We start from the raw sequence: 25,907 nt of genomic DNA, 5'->3' as shown, positions 1-25,907 counted from the left end.
ATTTTCAGGATCGCATCATGTCTGTCGCTTCTCCGTTTCATGGTCTTTCGGCCTTTCCGCCCACGCCCGCCGATAGGGATGGCCGGGTTGACACCGAAGCTCTCGGCCGCCTGCTGGAACGCTTGTGTGATGCAGGCGTCGCTTCGATAGGCCTTCTCGGCAGCACCGGGATCTACGCCTTTCTCACGCGCGAGGAGCGACGGCGAGCCGTCGAGGCTGCGGTCGAGTGCGTTCGCGGTCGTATTCCTCTCGTCGTCGGGGTCGGTGCTCTGAGGACAGACCATGCCCGGACCCTGGCGAGGGATGCCGAGGCCGCTGGTGCAGATGCCCTTCTGCTTGCGCCGGTGTCCTATACGCCGCTCACCCAGGACGAAGCCTATGAGCATTTCCTTGCGGTCACGCAGGCGGCGAAGCTGCCGCTTTGTATCTACAACAATCCCGGCACGACCCACTTCGCCTTCAGCCGGGATCTTTTGCAGCGCCTGTCCGATATCGAGACGATCAGGGCGGTGAAGATGCCTCTGCCTGTTGACGGCGATTTCGCAGGCGAGCTGGCGGCGTTGCGAGAGAAGACCAGGTTTGCGATCGGCTACAGCGGCGACTGGGGAGCGGCCGATGCGCTGCTTTCAGGTGCCGACGCCTGGTACAGCGTCATCGGTGGCGTGTTTCCGCACGTCGCCCTTGCCCTGACCAAGGCCGCGATTGCGGGCGAGGACGGCGAAGTGCGTCGGCTCGATGGTCTTTTCGAGCCGCTCTGGCAAACGTTCAAGGCGTTCGGAAGCCTTCGCGTGATCTACACGCTGCTCGACCTTCTCTCACTCGCCAGGGCAGAGCTTCCACGCCCTCTCTTGCCGCTTGGACCGACGGACCGGCAGCGGGTGCTCGAGGCCGTCGAGCCTCTGATCGCTCTGGAGAGGGAGCTGAAGCGTCAATCCTTGTTGTAGAGGCTGCTCAGCGGTTTTTTCAGGATGCTTTCGCGCAGCGACGTGCCAGGCTCCCGACGGGAGACCGCGGGCTGGTCCGCCGGGGGTGTCGGCCGGGGAAAGACCGGCTCGTCGCGGCGCATCTCACGGCGGAGCGCGTCCAGCCGGGGATCGATCGCGGGTGACGTGGCCGGGTCCAGCCGCGGCGTCTGCGGCAGCAGTTCGCGGCGGTAGGATTCGAGCGGCGCGGCGGAAGAGGCGGGCGGCGTGTAGGGCTTCGCGTCGAGATCCTCATCGGCTGCATCAGCCTCGTCGAAACCTGCGACGGACGCGGCATAATTCTGCTGGAAATTCGAAATGTCGGGTCCGACGGTCACCGCCCGCATGCGGGTGACGATCTTGCGCAGATCGACCGTATCCGGATCTTCCTCGCTCTGCTTGCTGTTGGCGCTGCTCGCCTTCGGCAGGAGGTTTTCGTCGACGCGGGAAAAACGCATACGCATCGGCACGCTGATCGCCTCGCCGAAGGCGATCGCCTCGCCATTGCCGATCGAGGAGATGAAGCTCGTCGTCGATATCGACGAGTTCGGGATGGCCGAGCGGATGATTTCCTGGTCGCGGTCGTTGGCAAGCCGCATGGCAAAGAGCGTCGAACATTGCGACAGGATCGTCTGGTCGAGCTCGCCCGGTCGCTGCGTGATGATGCCGAGCGAGACGCCGTATTTGCGGCCCTCCTTGGCGATGCGGGCGATCGCCTGGCGCGTCGGCACGAAGCCGAGGCTCGGATCGGAGGGGATATAGCGGTGCGCTTCCTCGCAGACGACGAGCATGTGGATGGCGCCGTCGCTCCACAGCGCCACCTCGAAGGCCATGCGGCAGAGCACGGAGGCGACAGAATTGACGACCTCGGAGGGAATGCCGGCAAGCTGGAAGGTGCAGATCGGCCGGTTCTCGCCGGGGATTCGGAAGATCTGCGCGATGGTTTCGGTGATCGTGTCGCTGATCGTGTTGTTGGAGAACATGAAGTGATAGCGCGGATCGTTGATCGCAGCGATGAGACGCATCTTCAGCGACCGCAGGAAGGGCTTTTCCGAACGGCCTTCCAGGCGGCCGATGCGCTCGTCGATTAGCGCCAGCAGATCGGCCATGCGGTAGGGAACCGGCGTATCGGCGGTAATCGAGCTTTTTTCCGTCGTGCGGCGCACCAGCGAGTTGTCGCTGCCGCGGAAGGCGCGCTTGGCTTCCGGCAGGATATCGCGCAGCATGTCGAGTTCTTCGGGCACCGGCGGGCGGCCGCGAAAGACGACTTCGGCGAACTCCTCCAGCCGCATCAGCCAGAAGGGCAGGTCGAGCGTATCGGTATCGATGGTGACGGCGTGCTCGGGAAAGGCGGCGGCGAATTCGTTATGCGGATCGAGGATCAGTACACGCAGCTTCGGGTCCGCCGCAATCGCCTTGTGCAGCAGCAGCGACACGGCCGTCGACTTGCCGACGCCGGTCGAGCCGACGACGGCGAAATGCTTGGAGAGCATCGAGGGGATATGGATCGCCGCGTCGATGCTTTCGTCCTGTGTCAGCTTGCCGATGACGGCGGTCGTGCCCTGGCCGGCATCGTAGATGCGCATCAGGTCGGCGGATCGGATGCGGTGGGCGATGGCGCCGAGATAGGGATAACGCGAGATACCGGTCGAGAATTCCTCGCGCCCGTCCTCGTCGACACGGACTTCGCCGAGCAGCTCGGTCTCGATCCTGAAAGTATTGTCCTCGCCTTCGCCCCAGGCATGGCTGCCGGTGTTCATCTGATAGACGAGCGCGACGACGCGGTTGCGGCCGACGCTGATCGAAATCAGCCGGCCCACGGACCACAGTTCCGTCAGATCGGTGCCGCCCTGTTCGGCGACGGCGGCGATGGTCGCCCGCGACCCGCTGCATGCAACGACGCGGCCGAGAAAGCGGTTCCCCGGTGTATGGCCATCGCGGCGATCCTGTTCACCCGCCTTACCAGACGCGTGCAAGTCGTTGTTAAGCAAAGGGCCTACTCCTGCAATGGGAAGCGAGAATATAGCCCTTCCTTTAACAAATCCTTCCGGCCATGGATTTTAGGGATGCGGGCAGCCGGGAGTTTTTTATTGCGGCATGCGTTGACGCTGCGAAATTTTCTGTCTATCACTTCCGACCATGAAAATCGCAACGGCTCTTATCGTGGTGGGAAAGCGCATGGGCAGGATGGTGTAACCATCCGGCGATAGCCACCCATGCGCTAGATGACAGGCTCCTCAGGGGCCTTTTTTTATGCCCGAAATTCGGGCTTCCGGCCACAAACGCAATCCCAGCATCAAACGGAACAGACAGATGAGCACGGACAATCAGGCGGCAGGCAATCGGATGACGGGAGCGGAGATCGTTCTCAAGGCGCTGAAGGACAATGGCGTCGAACATATCTTCGGCTATCCCGGCGGCGCGGTCCTGCCGATCTATGACGAGATCTTCCAGCAGGAGGATGTCAAGCATATCCTCGTCCGCCACGAGCAGGGGGCAGGCCATGCGGCCGAAGGTTATGCCCGCTCCACCGGCAAGGTCGGCGTCATGCTGGTGACCTCGGGTCCGGGCGCCACCAACGCGGTCACGCCGCTGCAGGACGCGTTGATGGATTCGATCCCGCTCGTCTGCCTGACCGGCCAGGTTCCGACCTCGCTGATCGGCTCCGACGCCTTCCAGGAATGCGACACGGTCGGCATTACCCGGCCCTGCACCAAGCACAACTGGCTGGTCAAGGACGTCAACGAGCTCGCCGCCGTTATTCACGAGGCCTTCCGCATCGCCCAGTCCGGCCGTCCGGGCCCAGTCGTCGTCGATATTCCGAAGGACGTGCAGTTTGCGACCGGCACCTACACGCCGCCGGCAGATTACTCGATCCAGAAGAGCTACCAGCCGAAGGTCCAGGGCGACCTCAACCAGATCCATGCGGCGATCGAGCTGATGGCGAATGCGCGCCGTCCCGTCATCTATTCCGGTGGCGGCGTCGTCAATTCCGGCCCCGAGGCCTCCAAGCTGCTGCGCGAGCTGGTCGAGCTCACCGATTTCCCGATCACCTCGACGCTGATGGGCCTCGGCGCCTATCCCGCTTCGGGCAAGAACTGGCTGAAGATGCTCGGCATGCACGGTTCCTACGAGGCCAATATGGCGATGCATGATTGCGACGTCATGGTCTGCATCGGCGCCCGCTTCGACGACCGCATCACTGGCCGTCTCAATGCCTTTTCGCCGAACTCGAAGAAGATCCATATCGATATCGATCCGTCCTCGATCAACAAGAACGTCCGGGTCGATATCGGCATTCGCGGCGATGTCGGCCATGTCCTCGAAGATATGGTCCGCCTGTGGCGGGCGCTGCCGAAGAAGCCGGAAAAGAGCCGACTGGACGACTGGTGGACCGATATCGCCCGCTGGCGGGCACGCAACTCCTTCGCCTATACGAAGAGCAATGACGTCATCATGCCGCAATATGCGCTGGAGCGGCTCTTCGCCCACACCAAGGACCGCGATACCTACATCACCACCGAAGTCGGCCAGCACCAGATGTGGGCGGCACAGTTTTTCGGTTTCGAGCAGCCGAACCGCTGGATGACCTCGGGCGGCCTCGGCACGATGGGCTACGGCCTGCCGGCCGCACTTGGTGTGCAGATCGCCCATCCCGACAGCCTCGTCATCGACATTGCCGGCGATGCCTCAATCCAGATGTGCATCCAGGAAATGTCGGCGGCGATCCAGCACGATGCGCCGATCAAGATCTTCATCATGAACAACCAATATATGGGCATGGTGCGCCAGTGGCAGCAGTTGCTGCACGGCAACCGCCTGTCGAACTCCTATACCGAGGCGATGCCCGACTTCGTCAAGCTGGCGGAGGCCTATGGCGCCGTCGGCCTGCGCTGCGAAAAGCCGGATGCGCTTGATGACACCATTCTGGAGATGATCGAGGTCAGAAAGCCTGTCATCTTCGATTGCCGCGTCGCCAATCTCGCCAATTGCTTCCCGATGATTCCCTCGGGCAAGGCTCATAACGAAATGCTGTTGCCGGACGAAGCCACCGACGAAGCGGTCGCCAATGCGATCGACGCCAAGGGCCGCGCGCTCGTCTAAAAAGGGAAGAGGAACCAGGATAATGAACGCTCACCTACAGCCCACGGGCTCCGCTTACTTCATTTCGCCGGAAACGGCGGCCGTCGAAAGCCACACGCTTTCCGTTCTCGTCGACAACGAACCGGGCGTTCTTGCCCGGGTCATCGGTCTGTTCTCCGGCCGCGGCTACAATATCGAGAGCCTGACGGTCTCCGAGACCGAGCATCAGGCGCATCTTTCCCGCATCACGGTCGTCACACGCGGCACGCCGCAGGTGCTGGAGCAGATCAAGGCGCAGCTCGAGCGCATCGTGCCGGTGCATCGCGTCGTCGACCTGACGGTGCGCGCCCGCGAACTCGGCCAGGACCGGCCGATCGAGCGCGAAGTGGCACTGGTCAAAGTGATCGGCGAGGGCGAGATGCGCGCCGAGACCCTGCGCCTTGCCGATGCCTTCCATGCCAAGGTGGTGGATGCGACGGTCGGTCACTTCATTCTGGAGATCACCGGCAAATCGTCGAAGATTGATCAGTTCGTGGCGATCATGAAGCCGCTCGGCCTCATCGAGGTCTGCCGTACCGGCATTGCGGCGATGAACCGCGGCGTGCAGGGCATGTAAATAGTACAGCCCGGGCATGTAAATGTTACAGCCCGGGCATGTAAAGATCACCGCCTAGGCATCTGAGCCCGATGCTGCAATAATTGGGAAAGCCGCTGGAGATCAGAGCATCTCCAGCGGTTTTTTCCTTGTGGGCGGCGGAAAGGCGGCGTCGAGGGCATTCCAGTCGTCGTCGGTGATATCGAGCGAGACGCAGTCGCGGTTTTCTGCCGTGCGTTCGGCATTCGAGGTCTTCGGAATGACGATGACGCCATCGCGTTCCAGTAGGAAGGCGAGCGCCAGTTGGGCAGGTGTCGCCTGATAGGCCTTGGCGATGCGGATCAGTTCGGGATGGTGCAGGATATTTCCCTGTTCGATCGGCGAATAGGCCATGACGGGAATGCCGCGATTCTGGCACCAGGGCAGCAGATCGAATTCGATGCCGCGGCGGGAGAGATTGTAGAGCACCTGGTTGGCGGCGACATTGGCGCCGTCGGGTACTCGGAGCAGTTCCTCCATGTCGTCGGTGTCGAAGTTGGAGACGCCCCAGGCGCCGATCTTGCCCGATGCCTTGAGTGTTTCGAAGGCTGCGACAGTCTCAGTAAGTGGATAGTTGCCGCGCCAGTGCAGCAGATAGAGATCGATGCGGTCGGTGCCCAGCCGTTCGAGACTGCGCTCGCAGGCTTCGACCGTACCTTTCAGGCTGGCATTCCAGGGATAGACCTTGCTGACGATGAAGACTTCGTCGCGTCGTCCCCTGATCGCCTGACCGACGATCTCCTCGGCGCCGCCGTCGCCGTACATTTCGGCAGTGTCGATCAACGTCATGCCGAGATCGATGCCGGCCTTGAGGCTTTCGATCTCGGCCTTGGCATGGCCGGCATCCTCGCCCATGGCCCAGGTGCCCTGGCCGAGCGCCGGCACCTCAGTGCCGTTCGGAAATGTGATCGATGGAATCGGATCGTCCTGCATGGTTTTCTATCCCTTCGATAGGAGATTGGGCCGGGTCGCCATCTTTCAAGTAATCCTGTCACCATGACAATGATGTCATGGCACCGGCAGTTTAGGACAGTTATGCTGACCTAAATAAACAGGCCGCAGAAAAGTTGGCTTCGGGAGGTCGCATGCCGCTGGATACATTTCTCGCCCTCGTTCTCTTCGCCTTCACGACCTCGATCACGCCGGGACCGAATAATATGATGCTCTTCGCATCGGGCGTGAATTTCGGCTTCCGCAGGACGATCCCGCATATGTTCGGCATCGGCGTGGGTTTCTTCTCGCTGCTCATCGGCGTCGGCCTTGGGCTCGGCGCGCTGCTGCACACGGTGCCCGTGGTCTATACGGCGCTAAAATTTGCGGGCGGCGCCTATCTCCTCTGGATCGCCTGGAAGATCGCCTCGTCGCGCTCGCTCAGCGAAGGCAGGAGCGGCGTCGAGCCGATGTCCTTCTTCGCGGCGGCCGCCTTCCAGTGGGTCAATCCGAAAGCCTGGGTCATGGCGGTCACCGCGATGGCGACGTACACCAATCCGCAACTCTACCTCGTCAGCGTGCTGATCGTCGGGCTCGCTTTTGCGGCAGTCAATGTGCCCAGTGTTTCGACCTGGGCCGGCTTCGGCTCGGCGCTGAGGGAATGGCTTTCGGATCCGGTGCGATTGAAATGGTTCAATATCAGCATGGCGGTGCTGTTGGTGCTGAGCCTCTGGCCGATGCTAAAATAGAGTGATCGCCGGCTTCATGAGCATCAGCCAGAGAATGCCGATGACGGCGAAGAAGGCCGGAAAACCGCAGGCGAACCAGATACGGTAGAGGCTGAAATAGGCTGGTGGCAGTGCTTTTCCCGCCGCGGCTGCGGCGCGGGCGAGATCGCGCAGCCGGATCTGGATCCAGACGACCGGCAGCCAGAACAGGCCGGTCACGACATAAAGCAGCAGCGACAGCGCAATCCATCCCTCCGACAGGTCCCAACCGATCGACCGGGCCAGCAGATAGCCGGTCACCGGCTGAAGAATGGCTGCGGTGGCGGTGAAGAGGGTGTCGGCGATGACAACCGTGCCGGCGACATGGGCGATCAGACGGGGATCGCGTGTCCGGTGGGCCATCACCATGAAGAAGGCGATGCCGGCGCCGGTGCCGAAGAGCACGGTCGCGCCGATGACATGGGCAAGCAGCAGCCATTCCTCAAGCATCAGCGTTCATCCAGCGTGGCAAGTGCGGTGAGCGTCAGCAAGATCGATGGCAGCACCTTGGCGAGTGGACCGAGCGGATCGAGCCAGAGTGCCGGTTCGAGCAGGCTGGCGCCGGCAAGATAGGCGAACGACACGGCCAGCATGCCGAGAAGGGCACGTTTCGCCAGCGGGCGAAGGAGGACGGCTACGCCGAGAGCGATGTCGATCAGGCAGGTTGCAAACGTCAGCGCCGTTGCTGCGGCTTCAGGCATGAACGGCAGGAAGTGCGCGGACGTCTTCTCCAGCGTCAGCAGCGGGATCAAACCTGAGAGCAGCCAGAAAGCGGATAGGCCCGATATGACGAGCGGCTTCAGAAGATAGAGTCTGGCAAACCAGAGATCCTGTACGCCGGACGGACTGGCCGAGAGCGTCACTGCCGCGGGTGTCGTGGCAAGGCCGCTCCCTGTTTTCGAGCTCCGCACGCCTTCGGACATGACAGTCATCGCCGTCGAGCGCAGCGGCGAACGCCAGCCGAGCCGGCCTGCCATATCGGCCAGCCACGTCACCGGCTTGGCAAGCCAGGGGGCAAGGGAAAACACGCGGGCGGGCGGCAGGCCGAGCCACTGGCGGTGAAGGCGGACGAGATCGGCGAGCGTAAGTACTTCGTTGGCGGCAAGATCGATGTCTCCGGAGATGCCGCCGGAGACCGCCCGCGACACGGCTTCTGCCACATCGTCCACCGAAAGTGTTTCGACCGGACTTTCGGCAAGGACCAGTGGCAGCACGCAGGGAAAGGCGGCAAGCGCCCGCAGCAGTGCCGAGCCGCCATGGGCATTGCGGCCGAGAACGAGGGCAGGTCGCAGGATGAGGTAAGGCAGGCTGCTTGCCGCCAGCGCCTCGTCGGCTCGCCGCTTGGTGACGAGGAAGGGAAGATCGCCAGCGGCTCCCGCCGTCCTTGCCGATATCTGCACAATCAGCGGGCGCGACGAGCGTTTTGCTGCGGAGTAGAGCGCCAGCATCGCCTCTGCCTGGGTGGCCGACAGATCATCCGACAGGCCGTCCTGCAGGGCGCCGGCGCAATTGACGACGACATGCTGGTCCTTGACGATCTCGTCCCAATCCGCCGGTTTCGTCATGCGCGAGAGATCTGCGCGCCGCCAGTCGATCGCCGGCTGTTTCAGGCGTGCATGCGTGGGATTGCGGCCGAGTCCGGTTACGACGTGGCCGTCGGCGACGAGCCGGGCCGCGACGACGGAGCCTATAAAGCCGGTTGCGCCGAGAATCAGGATGTTCATGGCAGGAGATTAGCGGAAAAGCGGGTGAGACATAGAAGGGCTTGGCGGGCTTGCGGCATATGTTAGAAAGAGCGGGCAGTTTCGGGAGGGCTTCGCCTTGCACGACCATGACGACGACCATGCTCACGGAGATGAGCACGCCCACGGGCATGATCATGACAATCATTATTCCGACATGCAGGCGCGTGTGAAGGCGCTGGAAACGCTGTTGACGCAGAAGGGGCTGATCGATCCGGCGGCGATCGATGCGATCGTCGAGACCTACGAGACGAAGGTGGGACCGAGAAACGGCGCCTATGTCGTCGCCAAAGCCTGGAGCGATGCCGATTTCGCCGACTGGCTGAAACGCGATGCGACGGCGGCGATATCAAGCCTCGGTTACACCGGCCGGCAGGGCGAGCACATGCGCGCCGTCTTCAACACCGCCGAGACCCATAACCTCGTCGTCTGCACGCTCTGCTCCTGTTATCCCTGGTCGGTGCTCGGCCTGCCGCCGGTCTGGTACAAGGCGCCGGCCTATCGTTCACGCGCCGTCATCGATCCGCGCGGCGTGCTGGCTGAATTCGGGCTGACGCTGCCTGAGGACAAGAAGGTCCGCGTCTGGGATTCGACGGCGGAGCTGCGTTATCTCGTCATTCCCGAGCGGCCCGAAGGGACAGAGGGAATGGACGAGCAGACGCTCGCCGACCTCGTCAGCCGCGATGCGATGATCGGCACGGCCGTTGCCCGCAAGCCGGAGAGCGCCACATGAACGGACCGCACGATCTCGGCGGGCAGATGGGCTTCGGTGCTGTCGCGCCGGAAAAGGACGAGCCCTATTTCCATGCCGAATGGGAAAAGCGGGCGCTCGGAATTACCCTTTCCTGCGGCGCTTTCGGCGCATGGACGATCGATGAAAGCCGGCATGCGCGCGAGAATATTTCGCCGGCCGATTACCTCGCCGCCAGCTATTACGAGATCTGGATCCGCGGTATCGACAAGCTGCTCGAACGGCACGGCTTTGCGACGCATGAGGAGCTGCTTTCTGGGCGGAAACTGCAAGACGGCGCGGTGCCGAAGCGGGTGCTGAAGGCGGACATGGTGCCTGGCGTTCTGGCGAAAGGCGGCCCTTGCGATCGTCCTGTTAAGACCGCGCCGCTCTTTGCGGTCGGCGAGATGGTGAAGACGAAGAATTTCAATCCGGTAACACATACGCGCCTGCCGCGTTATGCCCGTGCCAAAACAGGCGTGGTCGAGGCAGTGCAGGGTGCCTTCGTCTTTCCCGACGACAATGCACATGGCAAGGGCGAAAACCCGCAATGGCTCTATACGATCGTTTTCGACGGCGCGGAGATCTGGGGCGGAGATGCCGATCCCACGCTGACCGTGTCGATCGATGCCTGGGAGAGCTATCTTGAGCCGGCATGAGACATCGCCGCTGGCCCAATCGTGCGGGCTGCCGAGGTCGCCGGAGGGCGAGCCGGTTTTTCCCGAGCCATGGGCGGCCGAAGCCTTTGCCATGACCGTGCACCTGCACGCAAAAGGCCTGTTCAGCTGGAACGAATGGGCTGAAACGCTTTCCGCGCAACTGCACAAACCTGGCCGGGCCGAAGATGGCAGCGATTATTTCGACTGCTGGGTGGCGGCACTCTCCGACCTCATCGTCGACAACGGCATCGCCGATGCGGAAACGATCCTGGCATTGCAGCAGAGCTGGCAGCGGGCGGCGGAAGCGACGCCGCATGGACGGCCGATCGAGCTCAGCAACGATCCCTCACGCTGATCCTTAGAGCGGTTCAGCTTTTCACAGAAGCGCAGAACCGCTCTAAATATTTGTTTTTTTACGTAATTCCCGGCAAAATCGCTTCGCGCTTTGCCTGGGAAAACCGCTTCGCACTTTTCCTGGAATTGCTCTAGGACGGGAACTGCCTGTAGCACTCCTCGGCTACCTCCCGCAGCGTCTCGCGGGAGATTTCGCCGGTGACGGCATAGCCGAGTTCTCCGTCGATCCAGTAAAAGGTCTCGATATTGCCTGATGAGGCGAAGCGGAAGCTCGTCGTGCTATTTTCCGTGTTGCGGCCGACCAGGACAGTCAGGCGCTCGCCAGCCTGGTTCTCGTACATGAACATGGCGCCTGGCCTGCCGTCGACCGGCAGCAGGCGGCCGCCAACCAGCTTGAAGCCGAGCGGCTGCAGGGTCGGGATTTTGAGGTTCTGGATTGCCAGACGCTTGCCGAGCCAGGTGGCAAGATGGGCCTCCTCGTCGGCGAAGACCTCGACGGGGTGGCGAACCTCGGCGGCATAGACCGTGAAGGCGGTCTGGGCCTGTTTCGGCAGGCTTTCGGAGCCGGCAAGCTGCAGCTCCGGCTTTTCCAGAAGTGCAGGGCCATAATGGCCGCTGACGGCGCCAAGCGTGAAGACGAGGAGGGCTGATGCAGCGATCGCCCAGCGATTTGGGGCCGATGAAACGACGCGCGGGGGGACGACGAGCAGAGGATCGTTCTCCTTCGCCTTCTCATAACCGGCAAACAGCGATCGGATGCCTGAATTCTGCGCCTGCCATTCGGCGACCATCGCCGCCTCGTCGGGATTGTCGGCCAGGAAGGTCTCGATGCGGGCGCGCGCCGTTTCCGGCAGCTGGCCGTCGGCATAGGCGTGAAGGTCGGCTTCGGTGACGCTCGGATTGGTCTCGTTCATTTCGGTCTCCGAAGCGTAATGATGTTGTCGGCCTTCAGCCGCTCGGCGACGCGCCGGCGGGCGCGCGACAGGCGGGACATGACGGTGCCGATCGGGATATCGAGCGCGGCGGCAACCTCGCCATAGGTATATCCCTCGATGACCACGAGCATCAGCACGGCGCGGTGTTCCTCCGAAAGGCTGTTCAGCGCATCGTCCAGCCGGGCGCGTTCCAGCGGATCGGCCGGCGGTTCGGGCGCGGCCAGCTGCTCTGCGGCACCGAGCTCGAAAAGGTCGTCGCGCGCCTTGCCGCGTCGGCCGTTGCGGTAAAGATTGGTCATGATGGTCAGGACCCAGCCGCGCAGGTTGAGGCCGCGCCATTGGCCGCGGCGCGTGAGAACCTTTTCGACACAATCCTGGAGCAGGTCCTCGCCATCGGCATCCGAGCGCGTCAGGCTGCGTGAATAACGCCTGAGCGAGGGCAGGAGGGCCAGGATCTGGCCCTCGAAGGTTTCGGGTGCAGGTGTTTTCACGCCGGCAACTCGCTTGTGATCGGGGGCTTCGCGATCAAGGCTTGGCGAGATCCCAGTTGCCGCCGACGCCATCGCCGGTGATGTCGCCGGCCTTCGTGTCCTTGACCCAGAAATAGAGCGGCATGCCGTCCTTGGCCCATTGTTTCGTGCCATCCTTGCGATCGACGATCGAATATGCACCATCAGCCTTGGCATCGCCAGCGGCCATCAGCGGCGGCCAGTTCTTGGCGCAATCGTCGTTGCAGTTGGAAACGCCTTTGACGTCCTTCTTGAAGGTGTAGAGCGTCATGCCGTTTTCGCCGGCAAGAACCTTGCCCTTGGCGGAGTCGACTTCCTTGACGGGAGCAGCGGCGAAAGCAGCGGTCGCGGCAAGGGCGGCGGCGGCCACGACGGACAGGAATTTCACGGGTTTCATGATGTCTCTCCTCAGATTGGGCACGCAATCTTGCGATACCTGAGATGAGACACGCGGCGCGGTGGTTTTATTCCAGGCGCATCAAAAGTTTTCATGCCGGGCGAGGTGGGCCGAAGCCAGTTTCGCACGCCGCGTCGGGCGCCTTGCCGGCTATTCTCCGGTGGCGGTCGCCACCGCCATTTCGACCCAGACCGCTTCGAATATATGGCCATCGGGATCTTCGAAAGCACGGTTATAGAGCCAGCCCATGTCCGTCGGCGCGCGCGGATCGGCCTTGCCGCCGGCGGCTGCGGCCGCCTCGACGATAGCATCCACTTCTTCACGGCTGTCCATGGTGAGCGCGATCAGCATCTCGCTCGTCTTCTGCGCTTCGGCAACGGGTTTGGGCGTGAAGGTCGCGAAGAAATCGCGTGTCAGCAGATGGAAGAAGATGGCGTCGGCCCAGACCATGTTCGACGCCTGGTGGTCGCTGAACTGTTCGTTCTTGCTGCAGCCGATCGCTTCATAGAAGCGGGTCGCAGCGGCAAGATCTTTCACCGGCAAGTTCACGAAGATCATCTTGGGCATTGCGGTTCTCTCCTCTTCCTTTGTCTTCCGGAGATTGTCTTCCAGGAGGCGGCTTTGCCTCACACAAACTCCTGCACGATCGTATCGCTGGCATGAATGCAAACGATTTCGAGCCGTCCAGTGCCGACATTCTCGAAACGGTGGGGAATGTTGGCGGCTACGACGACGATATCGCCGGGAAAGGCGCGGCTTTTGGCGTCGCCTACGGTGAACTCGGCCTCGCCCTTCCTGACCGCCCATGTCTCGGAATAGGGATGGACGTGCAGGTCAGGCCCCTGGCCGGGCTCGTTGTCGACGAGGAAGAGCGATATCTCGCCGCCATGGTCGCGGCCTTCGAAGCGGACAGTGCGGCTCTGATCGGGTCGTACTTCCTGGTGGCGAAGAATCCTGAACATCACGTGCCTCCCGCTCGTTCTGTTTATAAACGCAAACTATCTTCGCAAGAAGATATATTCTTAAAACTATCTTCTTGTCAAGATATCTTCCGTGACTGGGGTGGAAGGTGTATGTCTCGCTTGTGTTGATATGAGGCAGAGAATGATGAATGGAACTGAAGGGGACCGCGACCGACCGGGGGACGCGCACCGCCCTGGGGATGACCATGTCGACCGGCTGCGCCGGCAATGGGCGGTGGAACTGCCCGACCTCGACACGGAGCCGATGGCGATCCTGGGCCGGGCCTTTCGGCTGTCGAACCTGGTGCGCCCCAGCATCGAGGCGACCTTTGCCGATTTTGGCCTCGACCGCGGCGAATTCGACGTGATCGCAACGCTTCGCCGTTCCGGACCACCTTACCGCCTGACCCCGACGGAGATGTATTCGGCGCTGATGATCTCCTCGGGAGGCCTGACCCACAGGCTCGACCGGCTGGAGAAGGTGGGCTTGATCCGCCGGGAGAAATCACCACGCGATGGGCGCAGCGTGCTGGTGGCATTGAGCGAGGCGGGTGCGGCACTCGCCGAAAAGGCTTTCCGCACCGACATGGCGAGCGAATCTTTGTTTATGCAGGCTCTTGACGGAAAGGAGCGCGAGGCGCTCGCTGCGCTGCTGCGCAAGCTGATCGCCGGAATTGAAAATGAGCAGGCGCGGGGAGAGGACAAGAAGGCGGGCTGAGGGGAGATCGGAGCCCGCATCGCCGTTCAAGCAACAACACGCTGCTTTTGCAGCGCATTTACATCGTGTCGGTTTTCGGATATGATATGTCCTTAATTCCATTGGCTGAGCCAGCCATCACACGAGTTGCTGAATGATCCTGAAAAGCCAGGTCGAGTGGGCGCTTCACTGTTGCGCCATTCTCGCGGGCCTGCCAGAGGGCAGGTATCTTTCCACCAAGGCGCTCGCCGAGCTTCATGGTCTGCCGAAGGAATATCTCTCCAAAGCACTGCAGAGCCTTTCGCAGGCATCGCTGGTCGAGACCACGCTCGGTCCGAGTGGCGGCTACAGGCTTGCCAAGACCCCCTCGGATATCAACTTTCTCGAAATCGCCGAGGCGGTCGAGGGGAAGGCCCGCAGCTTCACCTGTACGAACATCCGGGCGAACAATCCCTGCCGGCCGGAAGGATATTGCGACAGCAAACCATGCGCCGTCGCGCGCATCATGTGGGAGGCCGACGAGGCCTGGCGGGATACGCTGAGGCGCGTCCGGCTTTCCGACCTGGTCAGCACCTTGTCCGAGGAAGTGCCGGCCGACATTTGGCGCAGCACCTTCGAATGGGTGCTCAAGCGCGCCGGCTGAGCGGGGGGCCGATCTCTACGCCTTGAAGATGGTCCTGATGGTCTTCAGGATGGCATGCGCACTGCGGGCATGTTCCGGGGGCAAGGAGGCGCCGTTGCGGAAACGCTCTGCGCGGCTGGCGAGGTGTTCGGCGATTTCTTCCGCCAGCGCCGGGCGTTCGCTTAGCAGCGGCGCGAAGGCCTCCTGGTCGATCTCATAGGCGGTCACGGGGGTCAGAGCCTCCAGGGTGCAGACTTCCTGCATGCCGGCGAGCAGTCCGGTCTCGCCAAAAAAATCGCCCGGCGCGAGGCGTCCGCGTTCCTCGCCTGCGTTCCTAGCCGCGATGATGCCGGCGCGCACCATCATCAGTGAGGGGAGCATTTCGTCCTCCTGTACGATCACATCGCCTTTGCGGAACTCCCGGACAGCCGTGGTTTCGGCGAGCCTGCGCTTTTCATCTGATGTCAACGTCGTAAAGACCGGAATGGCCTCGATCAGTGCAAGCGGCGTTACGCTCGGCGGCTTTGCGCTTTCTTCTGTCGGCAGATCGGCGGTCAGCACCGTCGCCGACGGCGGAATGGCCAACAGCAGGCCGGCGGATTTGCAATGGCGATAGACGAGATCGAGCACCTCGTTCCGCGCTGGCACCCGCTGGCTCGGGCTTGTCACCCGAAACTGCAGCTCGACCTCAAGCGCCGTGGCATCCAGCCCCTTGAGTGCTACGACCGGCGGCGGCTCGCGCACGATCGAATTGCAGCCCGCCAGCGCCGTTGCCATGACTTGGCGGACCGATGCCGGCATGCGCGTCGGGGCGATGCGGATGGTGAGGACCAGGAGATGGGTCTCGTCCGGCCGGCTGACATTCGTCAGGCCGAGCTTTGCCAGAAAACTGTTCGGCAGAACGACGACATTGTTGGCGCTGGTCAGGATGTGTGTCGCGCGCCAGTTGCTTTCGACGACGCGCCCCTCCGTGCCGTCGCTGAGAAGGATCCAGTCGCCGATGATGTATGGCCGGCCGAGTGTCAGGGCGATGCCGGAGAAGACGTCGGCCAGCGTATTCTGCAGCGCCAGGCCGAGAATGATGGCGACCACGCCCGAGGTCGCGACCAGGGTGCCGATCGGCACGCCGAAGACGAAGGCCAGAACCGACAGGGCCATGCCGATATAGACGACGCCGATGACGAGATCCTGGAGCAGCCGAGCCTCTCGCGGACTGCCCTCCAGCACCAGATAGAGCCTGATGAAACCGATGACGGCCCATGCCAGATGGATCCACCAGAGCGATTTCGCGACGATGACGAGCAAAGCCTGCGGATCTTCGGACTCATATCCTTGAAACCGGTGGGGTTCGATGCCGCTGACGACGAGGATCAACGTCATTGCCGCGAAGAAGAGGATTTGCACCACCAGTCGCGTCGTCGGCCGTTGGCGGGAGAGAAGATGCCAGACGACGATTCCGGCGAATCCGACTGTTATCAAGGATATCAGAGGTTTGCCGAAGAGCGCGTCGTCAATCATTTCTCTGTCTCCGGAATGGGGCGAGCCGTACATGATTCAGCATCTCGGCCGCCCGCGCAAGCATTGGGCATGCGCGGGCGGTATCGCATCGGCCCGAAAATCGGAACCGATTTTCGGAAAGCACGATGCGTAGATTCAAATTGTTACTGCGTCCTTTGCGCGTCTGAAAGACGCGCGGCGCTGTAATGCGGATCGTCACTTCTTGAGCGGATAGGTCAACTCTTTCTGTTTGGTGTCGACGACGAAGACGGCGAGCAGGCGGGCTGGCTTCGTTTTGCTGCCGTTGGCGCTGATGCCATGGCGGTCGCCCGGCATTTCGGAGAAGCTCTCTCCTGCCTGATAGACCTTGACGGGGCCGTCATTGACCTGGCTGCGGATCGCTCCTTCGAGCACGGTGGCGTAGATGAAGGCCGTATCGGGATGGGTGTGGCCGTCGGAGAAGCCGCCTGGGCCGTACTCGACCAGCACGCCCTTGATGCTCTTGCCCGGTACGTTCGGAAGTTCGTGTTCATAGACGAGCGTCACCTTGGCAGCTTTGCTGCCCTCGTCGGCGCTAGCGCCCGTGGCTGCCAGAAGGGCGAGCGCACCGGCGAGGAATGATGTTCTGATCATCGGAATCTCCATGGTTGCAGGGTTGGGGCAGGATGCGCCCGAGTGGCCGCGTCCTCAGGGCAAGTCGGATCACTTTGGTTGGGCGGACTTTGCGAACCACTGCTCGAAGGTGATCGAGCCGAGCCGCGGGTTGTTGTCAGAAACGAGCGACTGATCGTTGAGTCTCGCGCCGAAATATTTCGCCTCCGCATCGGCCTCGACGGTGCGCGGATCTCTCATGGCCTTCAAATACCGGGCGACGAGTTCGCTGAGGCGCGCCCGTTCCGGACCAGCGATCTCGATCGTCGCATTAGCGGGCGGTGCGAGAGCCACATCCGCCATGACATCGGCGACGTCGTCGGAAACGATCGGCTGCACATAGGCCGGCGACAGACGGACCGTCTGGCCGACCGTTCCCGATTGGGCGATGCCGCCGAGGAATTCCATGAACTGCGTCGAATGCACGATGGTGTAGGGAATGCCTGATGCCTTGATCAGTTTTTCCTGGGCAAGCTTGCCGCGGAAATAGCCGCTTTCCTGCAGACGCTCGGTGCCGACGACGGAAAGGGCGATATGGTGCTTGACGCCGGCCACTTTTTCGGCAGCGAGAAGATTGCGGCCCGAGGTCTCGAAAAATTCGAGCACGGCCTTATCCTCGAAGGACGGCGAATTGGCGAGGTCGAGCACGACGCTGGCGCCTGAGAGCGCCTCCGCCAATCCTTCTCCGGTGATTGTGTTGACGCCGGAGTTCGGTGATGCGGCAATCACTTCGTGGCCGCGTTTGCGCAGGCGTTCGACAGTCTTCGAACCGATGAGGCCGGTTCCGCCGATGACAACGATTTTCATAATGGATCTCCGTTCGCTGCCGCGGTGCGGCAGCGTCAAAGGTGAATCTTCTCAATGAATTGCGTGGTTTAGTTCAGGCCGGCCTTATCGAGGCCGTAGGCCTTGTCGGCCGTGCCGGGCACGGTCTTGAAGCCGACATTGACGCGGTTCCAGGCATTGATCGCCATGACGACGAAAGTCAGGTCCGAGATTTCCTTCTCGGAAAGCTGGCCGCGCACCCGTTCGTAAATCTCGTCTGGAACGCCGCCCTCGGGAAGCTTGGTCAGTGCTTCGGTCCAGGCAAGGGCTGCGCGCTCGCGTGGAATGAACAGGTTCGATTCCCGCCAGATGGCGACGTGGTAGAGCCGCAGTTCCGTCTCGCCGTGGATCTTTGCCTGCTTCACATGCATATCGAGGCAAAAGCCGCATCCATTGATCTGCGAGGCGCGGATCTCGACGAGGGCCTGCAGCTTCTCGTCGATCACGCTGCTTTTTAGCGCCATGCTGAATTCCATGAATTTCTTGAAAAGCTCGGGGGACTGCTGTGCGTAGTTCAGTCGCTGGGTCATGTGTCTCTCCTTCAATTAAGGATATTAAGTATCCTTATGGATAAAAGATATCCTTAATTGCTGGACTGTAAAGCCATTCTCGCTTAGTTTGGCTGCATAAGGCCTATGCACAAAAGTATGAGGGGCAGGGGGATGGATATCGTTTCGGCATTGCGGACCTTTCAGCGCGTCGTGGAGACGGGTTCGTTCTCGGCGGCGGCGCACGATCTCAATGTGACGCAGCCGGCGGTCTCGCGACAGGTCGCAGCCCTCGAAGGCCATTTCAACACCCGCCTCCTGCATCGCACGACGAGCGGCCTGTCGCTGACGGCAGAGGGGGAGCGGATGCTGCCGATGGCGCTGCGGATTCTCGAAGCGGTTGAGGAGCTTGGCGATGCGGCAGAATCGGACGGAGTCATGGCCTCGGGAAAGGTCAGGCTCAGCGTTCCAGCACCACTCGGCCTCTATCTCAGCGAGCGGCTCGGCGATCTTCTTGCCGCCCATCCGAAGCTCGCGGTCGAACTCATCTTCAGGGAGCAGAGCTCGGATATGATCGAGGAGCGCCTGGATCTCGAAGTGCGCTTGGGCCAGGTCGCCGACAGCAGCCTCGTCTGCCGGCGGATCGGCTGGACGACCGCCTTCCTCGTTGCATCTCCCGCCTATCTCGCGCGCAGGGCGGCTCCCCGCGCACCGAAGGAGATCAAGGACCATGAATGCCTCTGCTACAACAGGGCAGGCGAGGCCAATACCTGGTCCTTCTCGAACGGTTCGGAGGACATATTGGTCCGGATCTCGCCGCGGCTGACCGCCTGCAATGCCGTCGCCATTCACCGGGCAGCCCTTGCTGGAGCGGGTCTTGCGGTGCTTTCGCATATCATCGCTATGCCCGATATCGCCGCCGGCCGGCTGGTCCCCGTGATGAAGGATTTTCAGCCGAGCCGGCTGCCGGTTACCGTCGTCTATCCCTCGCGGCGCAACATGCCGCTGCGCGTCAAGACGGTTCTGGATTTTCTCACTGACGCTATGGCGCAGGACCCGTCGATGTGCGCGAGCGGCGCGGACCGGCAGTGGAACTGATGATCGTCCGGCCGGGCGATTTGCCGTTTTCCACCTTGCCTAAAGCCCGCGAATCCTGCCAAGTCCTGCGATCATGCAATTTGCGCCGCAACAAGACGAAGCCCTGAAGGCTGTTTCGAAATGGCTGAAGGAAGGGCGCTCGCCGCTCTTTCGCCTGTTCGGCTATGCCGGAACGGGAAAGACGACGCTTGCCAAGCATTTTGCCGAAAATGTCGATGGCGACGTGCTGTTTGCCGCCTTCACCGGCAAGGCGGCGCAGGTGCTGCGCTCGCGCGGCGCCTCCAACGCCCGGACGATCCATTCGCTGATCTACCGGCCGCGCGGCGAGGAGGCGGTGGAAGACGAGGAAACGGGCAAGACCTCGATCGCGCCGATGTTTTCGATCAACCGGCAAAGCCCGGTCGCTAAAGCCGCGCTGATCATCGTCGACGAATGCTCGATGGTGGACGAGGCGCTTGGCAAGGATCTGATGAGCTTCGGCACGCCGATCCTGGTGCTCGGCGATCCCGGCCAGTTGCCGCCGGTGACCGGTGGCGGCTACTTCACCAATCAGGAGCCGGACTACCTGCTCACCGATATCCACCGGCAGGCGCGCGACAACCCGATCATCAAGCTCGCCATGCAGGTGCGCGAAGGCAATGAGGTGATGTACGGTGACTACGGCACGGCAAAGGTGATCTCGAAGAACGAGGTGACGCAGCAGCTCGTGCTCGATGCCGACCAGGTGCTCGTCGGCACCAATAGGACGCGTCGGCGCTACAATCAGCGCCTGCGCGAGCTGAAAGGCTTCAATGCCGATTATCCGCAGACCGGCGACAAGCTCGTCTGCCTGCGGAATGATCCAGCCAAGGGCCTGCTCAACGGTTCGCTCTGGCAGGTGATGACCTCATCCAAGGAAACGACGAAGCCCGGCATCAATCTGCTCGTCCGTCCCGAAGACGATGACATGGATCGCGGGGCTGCCAAGATCAAGCTGCTGAAACAGGCCTTCGAGGACGTCGAGGGCGAGATCCCCTGGAACACCCGCAAGCGCTATGACGAGTTCGACTACGGCTATGCGCTCACCGTTCACAAGGCGCAGGGTTCGCAATGGAATGATGTCGTGCTCTTCGACGAGAGCTGGGCGTTTCGCGACACGCGGGAACGCTGGCTCTATACCGCGATCACGCGCGCGGCAGAGACGCTGACGATCGTTCGCTGATCCGATTACATCCATGGATCCCGGTCGCACCCGCGACCAGATGCATCTAATCGGACAGAAAAAAGAGGAGACGGTGGCGGCCGTCAGGGGCGTGATTCAGGCCTGCACGATGCCGAGCAGAACTGCCTTGGCGATGGCCTGAAAGCGGTTGTTGGCGCGGAACTTCAGGATGATTCCGGCTTCCAGGTCACGGGTTTCGTCATGCTTCAGGTCGAGTGCCCGGGCGATCCGCTGGGTGGAATAGCCCTCGGCCATGAGCTCCAGGCAACGCCGCTCCTGCGGGGTCAGGCTTGCACTGTCCTGATTGTCGTTTAACGGCGGTTCCTCGATGTTGCCGTCGTAGTCCAGGAGGTCGCCGACCTGCTGAAGCTGGCGATGCAGCGTCGACATCTCGGCCGTCAGTTCGCGTTTGCGTACCTGCATGGCCTCGCGGAACATCGCTTCGGCCGTTTCCTGCGAATCGGCGTTGCGGAGTTCGTCCATCAGTTCCTGGATGACGGCGATCGGCATGCCTGTATCGCGGCAGACTGTAATGACGGCCATGCGCATCACATCGTCCTGGCCGTAGACCCGCATCAGGCCGATGCGGTTGGCTGAAATCAACCCTTTCTCTTCATAGAAATGCAGTGTCCTGTGCGTGACGCCGAATGCGTTTGCCATGTCGGCAATGGGCACCGGACCGTCCGGTAGATCCGGCGGTAGCGCGGCTGAAGGCAGGAACCGATATTTCGATCGGGCCTCCGAAGCGATACCGGCGGTGGCAAACAGGCGTTTGGAACCGTCTGGCATGAACCCTCCTGGGGCATGTTGTTGCACCTCATGCGGCTTTGCCAGTTGCTTCCCATGCGCGACGAGTGGGGTTTCCTCTAGGCGTTCTTCTCAGTGGGAAAGAAGCAGTACGCGGCGTACTCTACGCGATACGATGTCCACGTTATGCGTGAACGATCTTTTTTATAAGTGCTAAAAATAATCTCTTTTAAATGGGATAGCAACTTTACCGGCATATTTTGCCGGGTTCTTGGGTGTGTTGCACAAAAACATGTGCTGCACTGCGGGATCTGGCGGTCCTCTTCAAAGGTGACGGGATTTACTATCAGCGGTACGCGTGCAGCAAATGCTCAGCGTAATTTCGGTGCCCATCAGCGATTGGCATCGCATTCATTTGTGAATCTCGTTGGCCATCGCGGAGCACTTGGCTTAAAAGCAGGGCCTCCCATTTCCGTGACCGATGGATCTCGCCATGCCCGCCAAGCTCTCCGTGAACCTCAACGCCGTCGCCATGCTGCGCAACCGACGCGACCTGCCTTGGCCGAGCGTCGAAGCGCTCGGGCGTATCGCGCTGAAATCCGGTGCGAGCGGGCTGACGGTACATCCGCGCCCCGACCAGCGCCACATCCGCTTTTCCGACCTGCCTGTCATCCGCAACCTGATCGACGACGAATTCCCCAGGGCCGAGTTCAATATCGAGGGCTATCCAACCGAGGAATTCTTCGAACTCTGCGCCGGGGCGGCACCCGAGCAGGTGACGCTGGTGCCCGACGATCCCGCCCAGGCGACCTCCGATCACGGCTGGGATTTTCGCAAGCACCAAGCGTTCCTGACCGATGCCGTCGCGCGGCTGAAGACGATGGGATGCCGGGTGTCGCTGTTTGCCGACGGCGATGGGGATGCAGAAGCGGTCGAGATCGCCAAGGCGGTGGGCGCCGATCGGATCGAGCTCTATACCGGTCCCTATGGCGGCTGCTTTGACGCGCCGGAGCGGGCGAGCCCGATTCTAGAAGCGCTCGGACGAACCGCGGATGCGGCCCTCGCAATCGGCCTCGCCGTCAATGCCGGCCATGACCTGACGGTCGAAAACCTGCCTGATCTGGTGAAGCGCATTCCCGCTCTGGCCGAGGTTTCGATCGGCCACGGGCTGACCGCCGATGCGCTGGAATACGGCATGGCGGAAACGGTGCGTCGCTTCTGCCGGGCTTGCGGGCAGGCGGTTTGATCATTGAAGAAAGCCCGCCCCTGATGTGCGAGGCGGGCTTTCCAGGCGGCCTTATCCCGCCTTAGGCGGTTAGGGCCGCCTTGTGTTCGACGAAGAAATCCTTCAGTGGCTGCGGCTGTTTGCCGGTCAGCTTGGTGAAGTCTTCGGTGACGATGTCGAACTTGCCGGCGCGGGTGTTGGCGTCGGCAGACACCAGCATGTCGGCGACGAAACCCAGAAGGCCGGCGCCGCGCATGCCTTGGCCGAGCTGTTCGTCGGTGACGTCGATCACTTCGAGCGGCTTGCCGGCGACGTCGGAAACGATGGCAGCAATCTGCCGGTTGTTCAGCGATTGCGCGCCGGTCAGCGTATAGGTGGCGCTGGTCGAGGTGCCGGAGGCAAGGGCTGCGGCGATCGCCAGGGCGCAGTCGTCACGCGAGATGGTCGAGACCTTGCCGTCACCCGTGGCGCTATACCATTTGCCGCCCTGCAGGTTGTGCGGCATGCCGTGCAGGTAATTGTCGTGATACCAGGCATCGCGGATGATCGTATAGGCGATGCCGCTTGCCTTGATGGCGTTTTCGCTGCCGAGATGATCGGGCGCGAAGGTGACGAGCGAATCTTCCGGCGCCGGCATGGAGGTGTAGGCGATGTGCTTGACGCCAGCCTTCACGGCCACTGCAACGGCGCCCTTGTGCTGGGCGAGGCGCTTGCCGGGAGTGTCGAGCGCATCGGTGCTGATGATCAGCAGCCGGTCGACACCGGCGAAAGCCTTCTCCAGACCTGCCGCGTCATCGAAATCGGCCTTGCGGGTGACGACGCCCTTCTTTTCGAGTTCGGAGATCTTTTCCGGGCTGCGCGTCGCGGCAACGATGTTGCCGGGGGCGACCTTGTAGGTCTCGATGAGGTGATGGATGACACGCTGGCCGAGCTGCCCGGCAGCGCCGGTGACCAGGATGGTTTCGCTCATACGTCGTTTCCTTCTGTGTTTTGCTCGCTGGGTTGCGCAGGTAGTCTCGAAAAGAGAGTAACACTAGAATAGGAATTGACTTGGCGGTGTAAAGGAGGCAGTTTTTCAGCTCTACGTTACCAAAAGGGAACCAGCAGATGAGCGGTGCGGTTGTCAGTCTGAAGAACAGGGTGCCGGGGGCGCGGCGCGAGATCGATCTCGCCGGCCTCGATTTCGGCAATTGCCCGGTCAGGGACATGATGCAGCAGATCGGCGGCAAATGGTCGACGCTGCTACTCGAGGTGCTGGCGGATCGGCCCTATCGCTTCGGCGAGCTGCGGCGAATGATCCCCGATATTTCGCAGCGCATGCTGACGCAAACGCTGCGCGACCTGCAAAGGGATGGTTATATCGACCGCGAGGTATTCCCGACCAAGCCGCCGAGCGTCGAATATTCGATGACCGAACTCGGACGTTCGCTCTACCAGCCGCTGTCGCAGCTTCTGAACTGGGCGGAAGCGAACCATGATGCCGTTCGCGCCGCCCGTTCTCAGTTCGATTCTCACAACAGCTAGTGCCGCTGATAAATCGGAAGAGCGACCATCATGTCGATCGCGTGAACAGAGCGCGGAACAGTTCCTCCGATCGTCGCAAACCTTCGTCGCTCAGAACGACGGACTTGGCCTTGCCTGCGGGATTTGCAATCAGACCCTTCTGATTCAAACGGTCCATTACGGCCCAGTCAAAACTCTTCCAGGCCCGATCCCCGTCATGCAACGTCAGCCATAACAATGCGAGAACGGCATTGTCGATTTTCTCTTCGTCTATCTCCATGTCGGAATCCCATGCAAAAAGCCGAAAATTCTGCAGCTCTCAAACGGATGAATACGCTGCTTCCTGGAAGCGACATCTATAAGTTGGCTCTGTCAAGGTTTTAGATGTTCGATCCTGGATTCAAATGGTGCCTTACTTGCCGCGTCCTTCCGTTAGGAACAGCAGGAAGGCCAGCGCCGGGAAGCAGAAGCCGATCCAAGCCGTCATCGTCCAGCCGCCGGTCGCATAGGCCCAGCCGCCGAGCGCCGAGCCCAGCGCGCCGCCGGCAAAGAAGGTTGCCATGAACAGACCGTTGAGCCGGCTGCGGTGTTCCGGATTCAGCGCATAGATGGCGCGCTGGCCGCAGACGAGATTGGTCGTTACGCCGAAATCGAGAAGGATCGCCGCTGCCGTCAAGAGCAGCAATGCGCCAAGCGAGCCATCGCTGGCGAAATGGCCGATCAGGAAGGCAGCCATGCCGAGCAGCATGGCAAGCGTCGAGGCGATCTTCGTCATGCCGCGGTCGGCAAGCCGGCCGGCGATCGGCGAAGCGACGGCGCCTGCAGCACCTGCGAGCGCGAAGAGGGCAATGCCATTCTGCGTCAGGCCGAAGGCGGGACTTGCGAGCAACAGCGGCGTCGTCGTCCAGAACAGGCTGAAGGCGCCGAACATGCCGGCCTGATAGAGCGCCCGACGCTGCAGCACCCGCGAGGTGAGCGCCAGATGGCCCATGGAGGCGAGCAGTTCGCCGTAGCGTAGCCTGGTCGTCGGCCGGCGGACCGGCAGGCTGGCGCGGAGCACGACGGCGAGCACAAGCATGACGCCAGCAGTGACATAGTAAACCACATGCCAGGAAGAGGCTTCGGCGACGAAGCTCGCGAAGGGGCGGGCGAGCATGATGCCGCAGAGAAGGCCGCTCATGACGTTGCCGACGACCTGGCCGCGCGTTGCATCCGGCGCCATGTTGGCAGCGAAGGGAACCAGGACCTGAACTGCGACCGATGAAAGACCGATAGAGAGCGAGGCGACGAGGAAGGCCGTGGGCGTCGACGACAACGCCGCGCCGATGAGCGCGACTGCGGATACGGCGATCAGCATCAGCACCAGACGGCGGTTTTCGGTGAGGTCGCCGAGCGGCACGATCAGCAGCAGACCGAGGCCGTAGCCGATCTGCGTCAGCGTGACGATCAAGCCGGTGGCGGCAGGTGTGAAGCCGAGATCGGCGCTGATCGGGCCGGCGAGCGGCTGGCCGTAATAGAGATTGGCGGCCACTAACCCGCAGGCGGCAGCAAAAAGGAAGGTGAGCCAGGGGGATAGCGCCCTAGGAATGGCCGTATCGGGTGTCGTGGCCGAAATGCTCATCGGAAACTCCGGTATTCAAAGATTGGAAGGAATGAATGCAAATATGCTAGCTGCGGCCACCCGATCTT

Annotated in this window: 30 protein-coding genes; 13 read left to right on the top strand and 17 right to left on the bottom strand. The window is 61.8% G+C overall.

Translation table 11 applies throughout. The features are described from left to right. The first annotated feature begins 17 nt into the window (after nt 1–17). A complete protein-coding gene (locus tag A6U98_RS17480) occupies nt 18–944 on the top strand; it encodes a dihydrodipicolinate synthase family protein (protein WP_064651747.1) in 927 nt (308 codons plus the stop codon). Here the strand turns inward: A6U98_RS17480 and A6U98_RS17475 are convergent. Beyond that, a complete protein-coding gene (locus tag A6U98_RS17475) occupies nt 929–2,953 on the bottom strand; it encodes an ATP-binding protein (RefSeq protein WP_064651746.1) in 2,025 nt (674 codons plus the stop codon). The genes A6U98_RS17480 and A6U98_RS17475 overlap by 16 nt on opposite strands. Nucleotides 2,954–3,275: 322 nt before the next feature. Here A6U98_RS17475 and A6U98_RS17470 point away from each other — a divergent pair, with 322 nt between their 5' ends. Continuing rightward, on the top strand, nt 3,276–5,066 hold the full coding sequence (locus A6U98_RS17470) for an acetolactate synthase 3 large subunit (RefSeq protein ID WP_082933926.1): 1,791 nt from the start codon (nt 3,276–3,278) through the stop codon (nt 5,064–5,066). A 22-nt stretch (nt 5,067–5,088) separates the two neighbouring features. After that, nucleotides 5,089–5,661, top strand: a complete 573-nt coding sequence (gene ilvN, locus A6U98_RS17465) for an acetolactate synthase small subunit (RefSeq protein WP_003560902.1) — start codon at nt 5,089–5,091, stop codon at nt 5,659–5,661. A 102-nt stretch (nt 5,662–5,763) separates the two neighbouring features. On the opposite strand, the gene A6U98_RS17460 is transcribed toward ilvN, so the two are convergent. Continuing rightward, nucleotides 5,764–6,612, bottom strand: a complete 849-nt coding sequence (locus A6U98_RS17460; RefSeq protein ID WP_064651745.1) for an aldo/keto reductase — start codon at nt 6,610–6,612, stop codon at nt 5,764–5,766. A gap of 152 nt (nt 6,613–6,764) precedes the next feature. Here A6U98_RS17460 and A6U98_RS17455 point away from each other — a divergent pair, with 152 nt between their 5' ends. Next, nucleotides 6,765–7,358 carry a LysE family translocator gene (locus A6U98_RS17455; RefSeq protein ID WP_027668578.1) on the top strand — a complete coding sequence of 198 codons (594 nt, stop codon included), beginning with the start codon at nt 6,765–6,767 and terminating at the stop codon, nt 7,356–7,358. On the opposite strand, the gene A6U98_RS17450 is transcribed toward A6U98_RS17455, so the two are convergent. Both A6U98_RS17450 and A6U98_RS17445 read right to left on the bottom strand, forming a co-directional pair. Continuing rightward, nucleotides 7,350–7,826, bottom strand: coding sequence for a DUF2269 domain-containing protein (locus A6U98_RS17450; protein ID WP_064651744.1), 477 nt, complete (start codon nt 7,824–7,826; stop codon nt 7,350–7,352). The two genes, A6U98_RS17455 and A6U98_RS17450, sit on opposite strands and share 9 nt — an antisense overlap. Then, nucleotides 7,826–9,100 carry an SDR family oxidoreductase gene (locus tag A6U98_RS17445; protein ID WP_064651743.1) on the bottom strand — a complete coding sequence of 425 codons (1,275 nt, stop codon included), beginning with the start codon at nt 9,098–9,100 and terminating at the stop codon, nt 7,826–7,828. Before A6U98_RS17445 ends, A6U98_RS17450 begins: the two co-directional genes overlap by 1 nt. A gap of 97 nt (nt 9,101–9,197) precedes the next feature. Between A6U98_RS17445 and nthA the strand changes: the two genes are divergently transcribed. From nthA to A6U98_RS17430, 3 genes are read left to right on the top strand one after another with little or no spacing between them, the layout of a single operon-like run. Then, nucleotides 9,198–9,851 (top strand): nitrile hydratase subunit alpha, encoded by a 654-nt coding sequence (nthA, locus tag A6U98_RS17440; RefSeq protein ID WP_064651742.1) that lies wholly within the window; start codon nt 9,198–9,200, stop codon nt 9,849–9,851. Then, on the top strand, nt 9,848–10,507 hold the full coding sequence (gene nthB / locus A6U98_RS17435; protein ID WP_064651741.1) for a nitrile hydratase subunit beta: 660 nt from the start codon (nt 9,848–9,850) through the stop codon (nt 10,505–10,507). The genes nthA and nthB overlap by 4 nt, the downstream gene beginning before the upstream one ends. Then, on the top strand, nt 10,494–10,862 hold the full coding sequence (locus A6U98_RS17430) for a nitrile hydratase accessory protein (protein WP_064651740.1): 369 nt from the start codon (nt 10,494–10,496) through the stop codon (nt 10,860–10,862). Before nthB ends, A6U98_RS17430 begins: the two co-directional genes overlap by 14 nt. 130 nt (nt 10,863–10,992) lie before the next feature. On the opposite strand, the gene A6U98_RS17425 is transcribed toward A6U98_RS17430, so the two are convergent. The 5 genes from A6U98_RS17425 to A6U98_RS17405 form a co-directional block, all read right to left on the bottom strand. Beyond that, on the bottom strand, nt 10,993–11,775 hold the full coding sequence (locus tag A6U98_RS17425) for an anti-sigma factor (RefSeq protein ID WP_064651739.1): 783 nt from the start codon (nt 11,773–11,775) through the stop codon (nt 10,993–10,995). Further along, nucleotides 11,772–12,287, bottom strand: coding sequence for an RNA polymerase sigma factor (locus tag A6U98_RS17420; protein ID WP_064651738.1), 516 nt, complete (start codon nt 12,285–12,287; stop codon nt 11,772–11,774). The genes A6U98_RS17425 and A6U98_RS17420 overlap by 4 nt, the downstream gene beginning before the upstream one ends. 34 nt (nt 12,288–12,321) lie before the next feature. After that, nucleotides 12,322–12,702, bottom strand: coding sequence for a hypothetical protein (locus tag A6U98_RS17415; RefSeq protein ID WP_064651737.1), 381 nt, complete (start codon nt 12,700–12,702; stop codon nt 12,322–12,324). Nucleotides 12,703–12,852: 150 nt separating this feature from the next. Then, nucleotides 12,853–13,269: a VOC family protein gene (locus tag A6U98_RS17410; protein WP_064651736.1), complete on the bottom strand. Its 417-nt coding sequence runs from the start codon at nt 13,267–13,269 to the stop codon at nt 12,853–12,855. Between the two features lie 59 nt (nt 13,270–13,328). Continuing rightward, a complete protein-coding gene (locus tag A6U98_RS17405; RefSeq protein ID WP_064651735.1) occupies nt 13,329–13,664 on the bottom strand; it encodes a cupin domain-containing protein in 336 nt (111 codons plus the stop codon). Nucleotides 13,665–13,806: 142 nt separating this feature from the next. Between A6U98_RS17405 and A6U98_RS17400 the strand changes: the two genes are divergently transcribed. Continuing rightward, nucleotides 13,807–14,382 carry a MarR family transcriptional regulator gene (locus A6U98_RS17400; RefSeq protein ID WP_064651734.1) on the top strand — a complete coding sequence of 192 codons (576 nt, stop codon included), beginning with the start codon at nt 13,807–13,809 and terminating at the stop codon, nt 14,380–14,382. A gap of 133 nt (nt 14,383–14,515) precedes the next feature. Then, a complete protein-coding gene (locus A6U98_RS17395) occupies nt 14,516–15,004 on the top strand; it encodes an Rrf2 family transcriptional regulator (RefSeq protein WP_064651733.1) in 489 nt (162 codons plus the stop codon). 15 nt (nt 15,005–15,019) lie between these two features. Here the strand turns inward: A6U98_RS17395 and A6U98_RS17390 are convergent, their stop codons facing one another. From A6U98_RS17390 to A6U98_RS17375, 4 genes are all read right to left on the bottom strand, one after another. Further along, nucleotides 15,020–16,501, bottom strand: a complete 1,482-nt coding sequence (locus A6U98_RS17390; protein WP_064651732.1) for a cyclic nucleotide-binding domain-containing protein — start codon at nt 16,499–16,501, stop codon at nt 15,020–15,022. A 195-nt stretch (nt 16,502–16,696) separates the two neighbouring features. Beyond that, nucleotides 16,697–17,113 (bottom strand): cupin domain-containing protein, encoded by a 417-nt coding sequence (locus tag A6U98_RS17385; RefSeq protein ID WP_064651731.1) that lies wholly within the window; start codon nt 17,111–17,113, stop codon nt 16,697–16,699. A gap of 69 nt (nt 17,114–17,182) precedes the next feature. Next, a complete protein-coding gene (locus A6U98_RS17380) occupies nt 17,183–17,938 on the bottom strand; it encodes an SDR family oxidoreductase (RefSeq protein WP_064651730.1) in 756 nt (251 codons plus the stop codon). A gap of 68 nt (nt 17,939–18,006) precedes the next feature. Further along, nucleotides 18,007–18,486: a carboxymuconolactone decarboxylase family protein gene (locus tag A6U98_RS17375; protein ID WP_003560866.1), complete on the bottom strand. Its 480-nt coding sequence runs from the start codon at nt 18,484–18,486 to the stop codon at nt 18,007–18,009. A 132-nt stretch (nt 18,487–18,618) separates the two neighbouring features. On the opposite strand from A6U98_RS17375, the gene A6U98_RS17370 reads away from it, so the two are divergent. Together A6U98_RS17370 and A6U98_RS17365 are read left to right on the top strand one after the other, a co-directional pair. Continuing rightward, nucleotides 18,619–19,542 carry a LysR family transcriptional regulator gene (locus A6U98_RS17370; protein WP_064651729.1) on the top strand — a complete coding sequence of 308 codons (924 nt, stop codon included), beginning with the start codon at nt 18,619–18,621 and terminating at the stop codon, nt 19,540–19,542. A 73-nt stretch (nt 19,543–19,615) separates the two neighbouring features. Next, nucleotides 19,616–20,743, top strand: a complete 1,128-nt coding sequence (locus A6U98_RS17365; RefSeq protein ID WP_018074216.1) for an ATP-dependent RecD-like DNA helicase — start codon at nt 19,616–19,618, stop codon at nt 20,741–20,743. Between the two features lie 96 nt (nt 20,744–20,839). On the opposite strand, the gene A6U98_RS17360 is transcribed toward A6U98_RS17365, so the two are convergent. Next, nucleotides 20,840–21,532 (bottom strand): MerR family transcriptional regulator, encoded by a 693-nt coding sequence (locus tag A6U98_RS17360; RefSeq protein ID WP_064651728.1) that lies wholly within the window; start codon nt 21,530–21,532, stop codon nt 20,840–20,842. 451 nt (nt 21,533–21,983) lie between these two features. On the opposite strand from A6U98_RS17360, the gene A6U98_RS17355 reads away from it, so the two are divergent. Further along, a complete protein-coding gene (locus A6U98_RS17355) occupies nt 21,984–22,736 on the top strand; it encodes a pyridoxine 5'-phosphate synthase (RefSeq protein ID WP_064652253.1) in 753 nt (250 codons plus the stop codon). 61 nt (nt 22,737–22,797) lie between these two features. Here A6U98_RS17355 and A6U98_RS17350 read toward each other — a convergent pair whose 3' ends face one another. Then, nucleotides 22,798–23,685: an SDR family oxidoreductase gene (locus A6U98_RS17350; RefSeq protein ID WP_064651727.1), complete on the bottom strand. Its 888-nt coding sequence runs from the start codon at nt 23,683–23,685 to the stop codon at nt 22,798–22,800. A gap of 137 nt (nt 23,686–23,822) precedes the next feature. On the opposite strand from A6U98_RS17350, the gene A6U98_RS17345 reads away from it, so the two are divergent. Next, the gene (locus tag A6U98_RS17345) at nt 23,823–24,239 is read left to right on the top strand and encodes a helix-turn-helix domain-containing protein (RefSeq protein ID WP_064651726.1); all 417 of its coding nucleotides are present in this window, start codon (nt 23,823–23,825) and stop codon (nt 24,237–24,239) included. A gap of 28 nt (nt 24,240–24,267) precedes the next feature. Here A6U98_RS17345 and A6U98_RS17340 read toward each other — a convergent pair whose 3' ends face one another. Together A6U98_RS17340 and A6U98_RS17335 are read right to left on the bottom strand one after the other, a co-directional pair. Next, the gene (locus A6U98_RS17340) at nt 24,268–24,498 is read right to left on the bottom strand and encodes a DUF6429 family protein (protein ID WP_064651725.1); all 231 of its coding nucleotides are present in this window, start codon (nt 24,496–24,498) and stop codon (nt 24,268–24,270) included. Between the two features lie 132 nt (nt 24,499–24,630). Further along, nucleotides 24,631–25,839: an MFS transporter gene (locus tag A6U98_RS17335; protein ID WP_064651724.1), complete on the bottom strand. Its 1,209-nt coding sequence runs from the start codon at nt 25,837–25,839 to the stop codon at nt 24,631–24,633. Nucleotides 25,840–25,907: the final 68 nt, after the last annotated feature.

The organism is Rhizobium sp. WYCCWR10014 (genome assembly GCF_001657485.1).
GTDB lineage: Bacteria > Pseudomonadota > Alphaproteobacteria > Rhizobiales > Rhizobiaceae > Rhizobium.
This window is presented reverse-complemented; position numbering and strand designations above follow the sequence as displayed.

Excerpts from the sequence above, each read along its gene's own strand:
- A6U98_RS17480 (WP_064651747.1), top strand. The coding sequence starts at position 18 with ATGTCTGTCGCTTCTCCGTTTCATGGTCTTTCGGCCTTTCCGCCCACG.
- A6U98_RS17470 (WP_082933926.1), top strand. The coding sequence starts at position 3,276 with ATGAGCACGGACAATCAGGCGGCAGGCAATCGGATGACGGGAGCGGAG.
- ilvN (WP_003560902.1), top strand. The coding sequence starts at position 5,089 with ATGAACGCTCACCTACAGCCCACGGGCTCCGCTTACTTCATTTCGCCG.
- A6U98_RS17460 (WP_064651745.1), bottom strand. The coding sequence starts at position 6,612 with ATGCAGGACGATCCGATTCCATCGATCACATTTCCGAACGGCACTGAG.
- A6U98_RS17455 (WP_027668578.1), top strand. The coding sequence starts at position 6,765 with ATGCCGCTGGATACATTTCTCGCCCTCGTTCTCTTCGCCTTCACGACC.
- A6U98_RS17450 (WP_064651744.1), bottom strand. The coding sequence starts at position 7,826 with ATGCTTGAGGAATGGCTGCTGCTTGCCCATGTCATCGGCGCGACCGTG.
- A6U98_RS17445 (WP_064651743.1), bottom strand. The coding sequence starts at position 9,100 with ATGAACATCCTGATTCTCGGCGCAACCGGCTTTATAGGCTCCGTCGTC.
- nthB (WP_064651741.1), top strand. The coding sequence starts at position 9,848 with ATGAACGGACCGCACGATCTCGGCGGGCAGATGGGCTTCGGTGCTGTC.
- A6U98_RS17425 (WP_064651739.1), bottom strand. The coding sequence starts at position 11,775 with ATGAACGAGACCAATCCGAGCGTCACCGAAGCCGACCTTCACGCCTAT.
- A6U98_RS17415 (WP_064651737.1), bottom strand. The coding sequence starts at position 12,702 with ATGAAACCCGTGAAATTCCTGTCCGTCGTGGCCGCCGCCGCCCTTGCC.
- A6U98_RS17410 (WP_064651736.1), bottom strand. The coding sequence starts at position 13,269 with ATGCCCAAGATGATCTTCGTGAACTTGCCGGTGAAAGATCTTGCCGCT.
- A6U98_RS17405 (WP_064651735.1), bottom strand. The coding sequence starts at position 13,664 with ATGTTCAGGATTCTTCGCCACCAGGAAGTACGACCCGATCAGAGCCGC.
- A6U98_RS17400 (WP_064651734.1), top strand. The coding sequence starts at position 13,807 with ATGATGAATGGAACTGAAGGGGACCGCGACCGACCGGGGGACGCGCAC.
- A6U98_RS17395 (WP_064651733.1), top strand. The coding sequence starts at position 14,516 with ATGATCCTGAAAAGCCAGGTCGAGTGGGCGCTTCACTGTTGCGCCATT.
- A6U98_RS17390 (WP_064651732.1), bottom strand. The coding sequence starts at position 16,501 with ATGATTGACGACGCGCTCTTCGGCAAACCTCTGATATCCTTGATAACA.
- A6U98_RS17385 (WP_064651731.1), bottom strand. The coding sequence starts at position 17,113 with ATGATCAGAACATCATTCCTCGCCGGTGCGCTCGCCCTTCTGGCAGCC.
- A6U98_RS17380 (WP_064651730.1), bottom strand. The coding sequence starts at position 17,938 with ATGAAAATCGTTGTCATCGGCGGAACCGGCCTCATCGGTTCGAAGACT.
- A6U98_RS17375 (WP_003560866.1), bottom strand. The coding sequence starts at position 18,486 with ATGACCCAGCGACTGAACTACGCACAGCAGTCCCCCGAGCTTTTCAAG.
- A6U98_RS17370 (WP_064651729.1), top strand. The coding sequence starts at position 18,619 with ATGGATATCGTTTCGGCATTGCGGACCTTTCAGCGCGTCGTGGAGACG.
- A6U98_RS17365 (WP_018074216.1), top strand. The coding sequence starts at position 19,616 with ATGCAATTTGCGCCGCAACAAGACGAAGCCCTGAAGGCTGTTTCGAAA.
- A6U98_RS17360 (WP_064651728.1), bottom strand. The coding sequence starts at position 21,532 with ATGCCAGACGGTTCCAAACGCCTGTTTGCCACCGCCGGTATCGCTTCG.
- A6U98_RS17355 (WP_064652253.1), top strand. The coding sequence starts at position 21,984 with ATGCCCGCCAAGCTCTCCGTGAACCTCAACGCCGTCGCCATGCTGCGC.
- A6U98_RS17350 (WP_064651727.1), bottom strand. The coding sequence starts at position 23,685 with ATGAGCGAAACCATCCTGGTCACCGGCGCTGCCGGGCAGCTCGGCCAG.
- A6U98_RS17345 (WP_064651726.1), top strand. The coding sequence starts at position 23,823 with ATGAGCGGTGCGGTTGTCAGTCTGAAGAACAGGGTGCCGGGGGCGCGG.
- A6U98_RS17340 (WP_064651725.1), bottom strand. The coding sequence starts at position 24,498 with ATGGAGATAGACGAAGAGAAAATCGACAATGCCGTTCTCGCATTGTTA.
- A6U98_RS17335 (WP_064651724.1), bottom strand. The coding sequence starts at position 25,839 with ATGAGCATTTCGGCCACGACACCCGATACGGCCATTCCTAGGGCGCTA.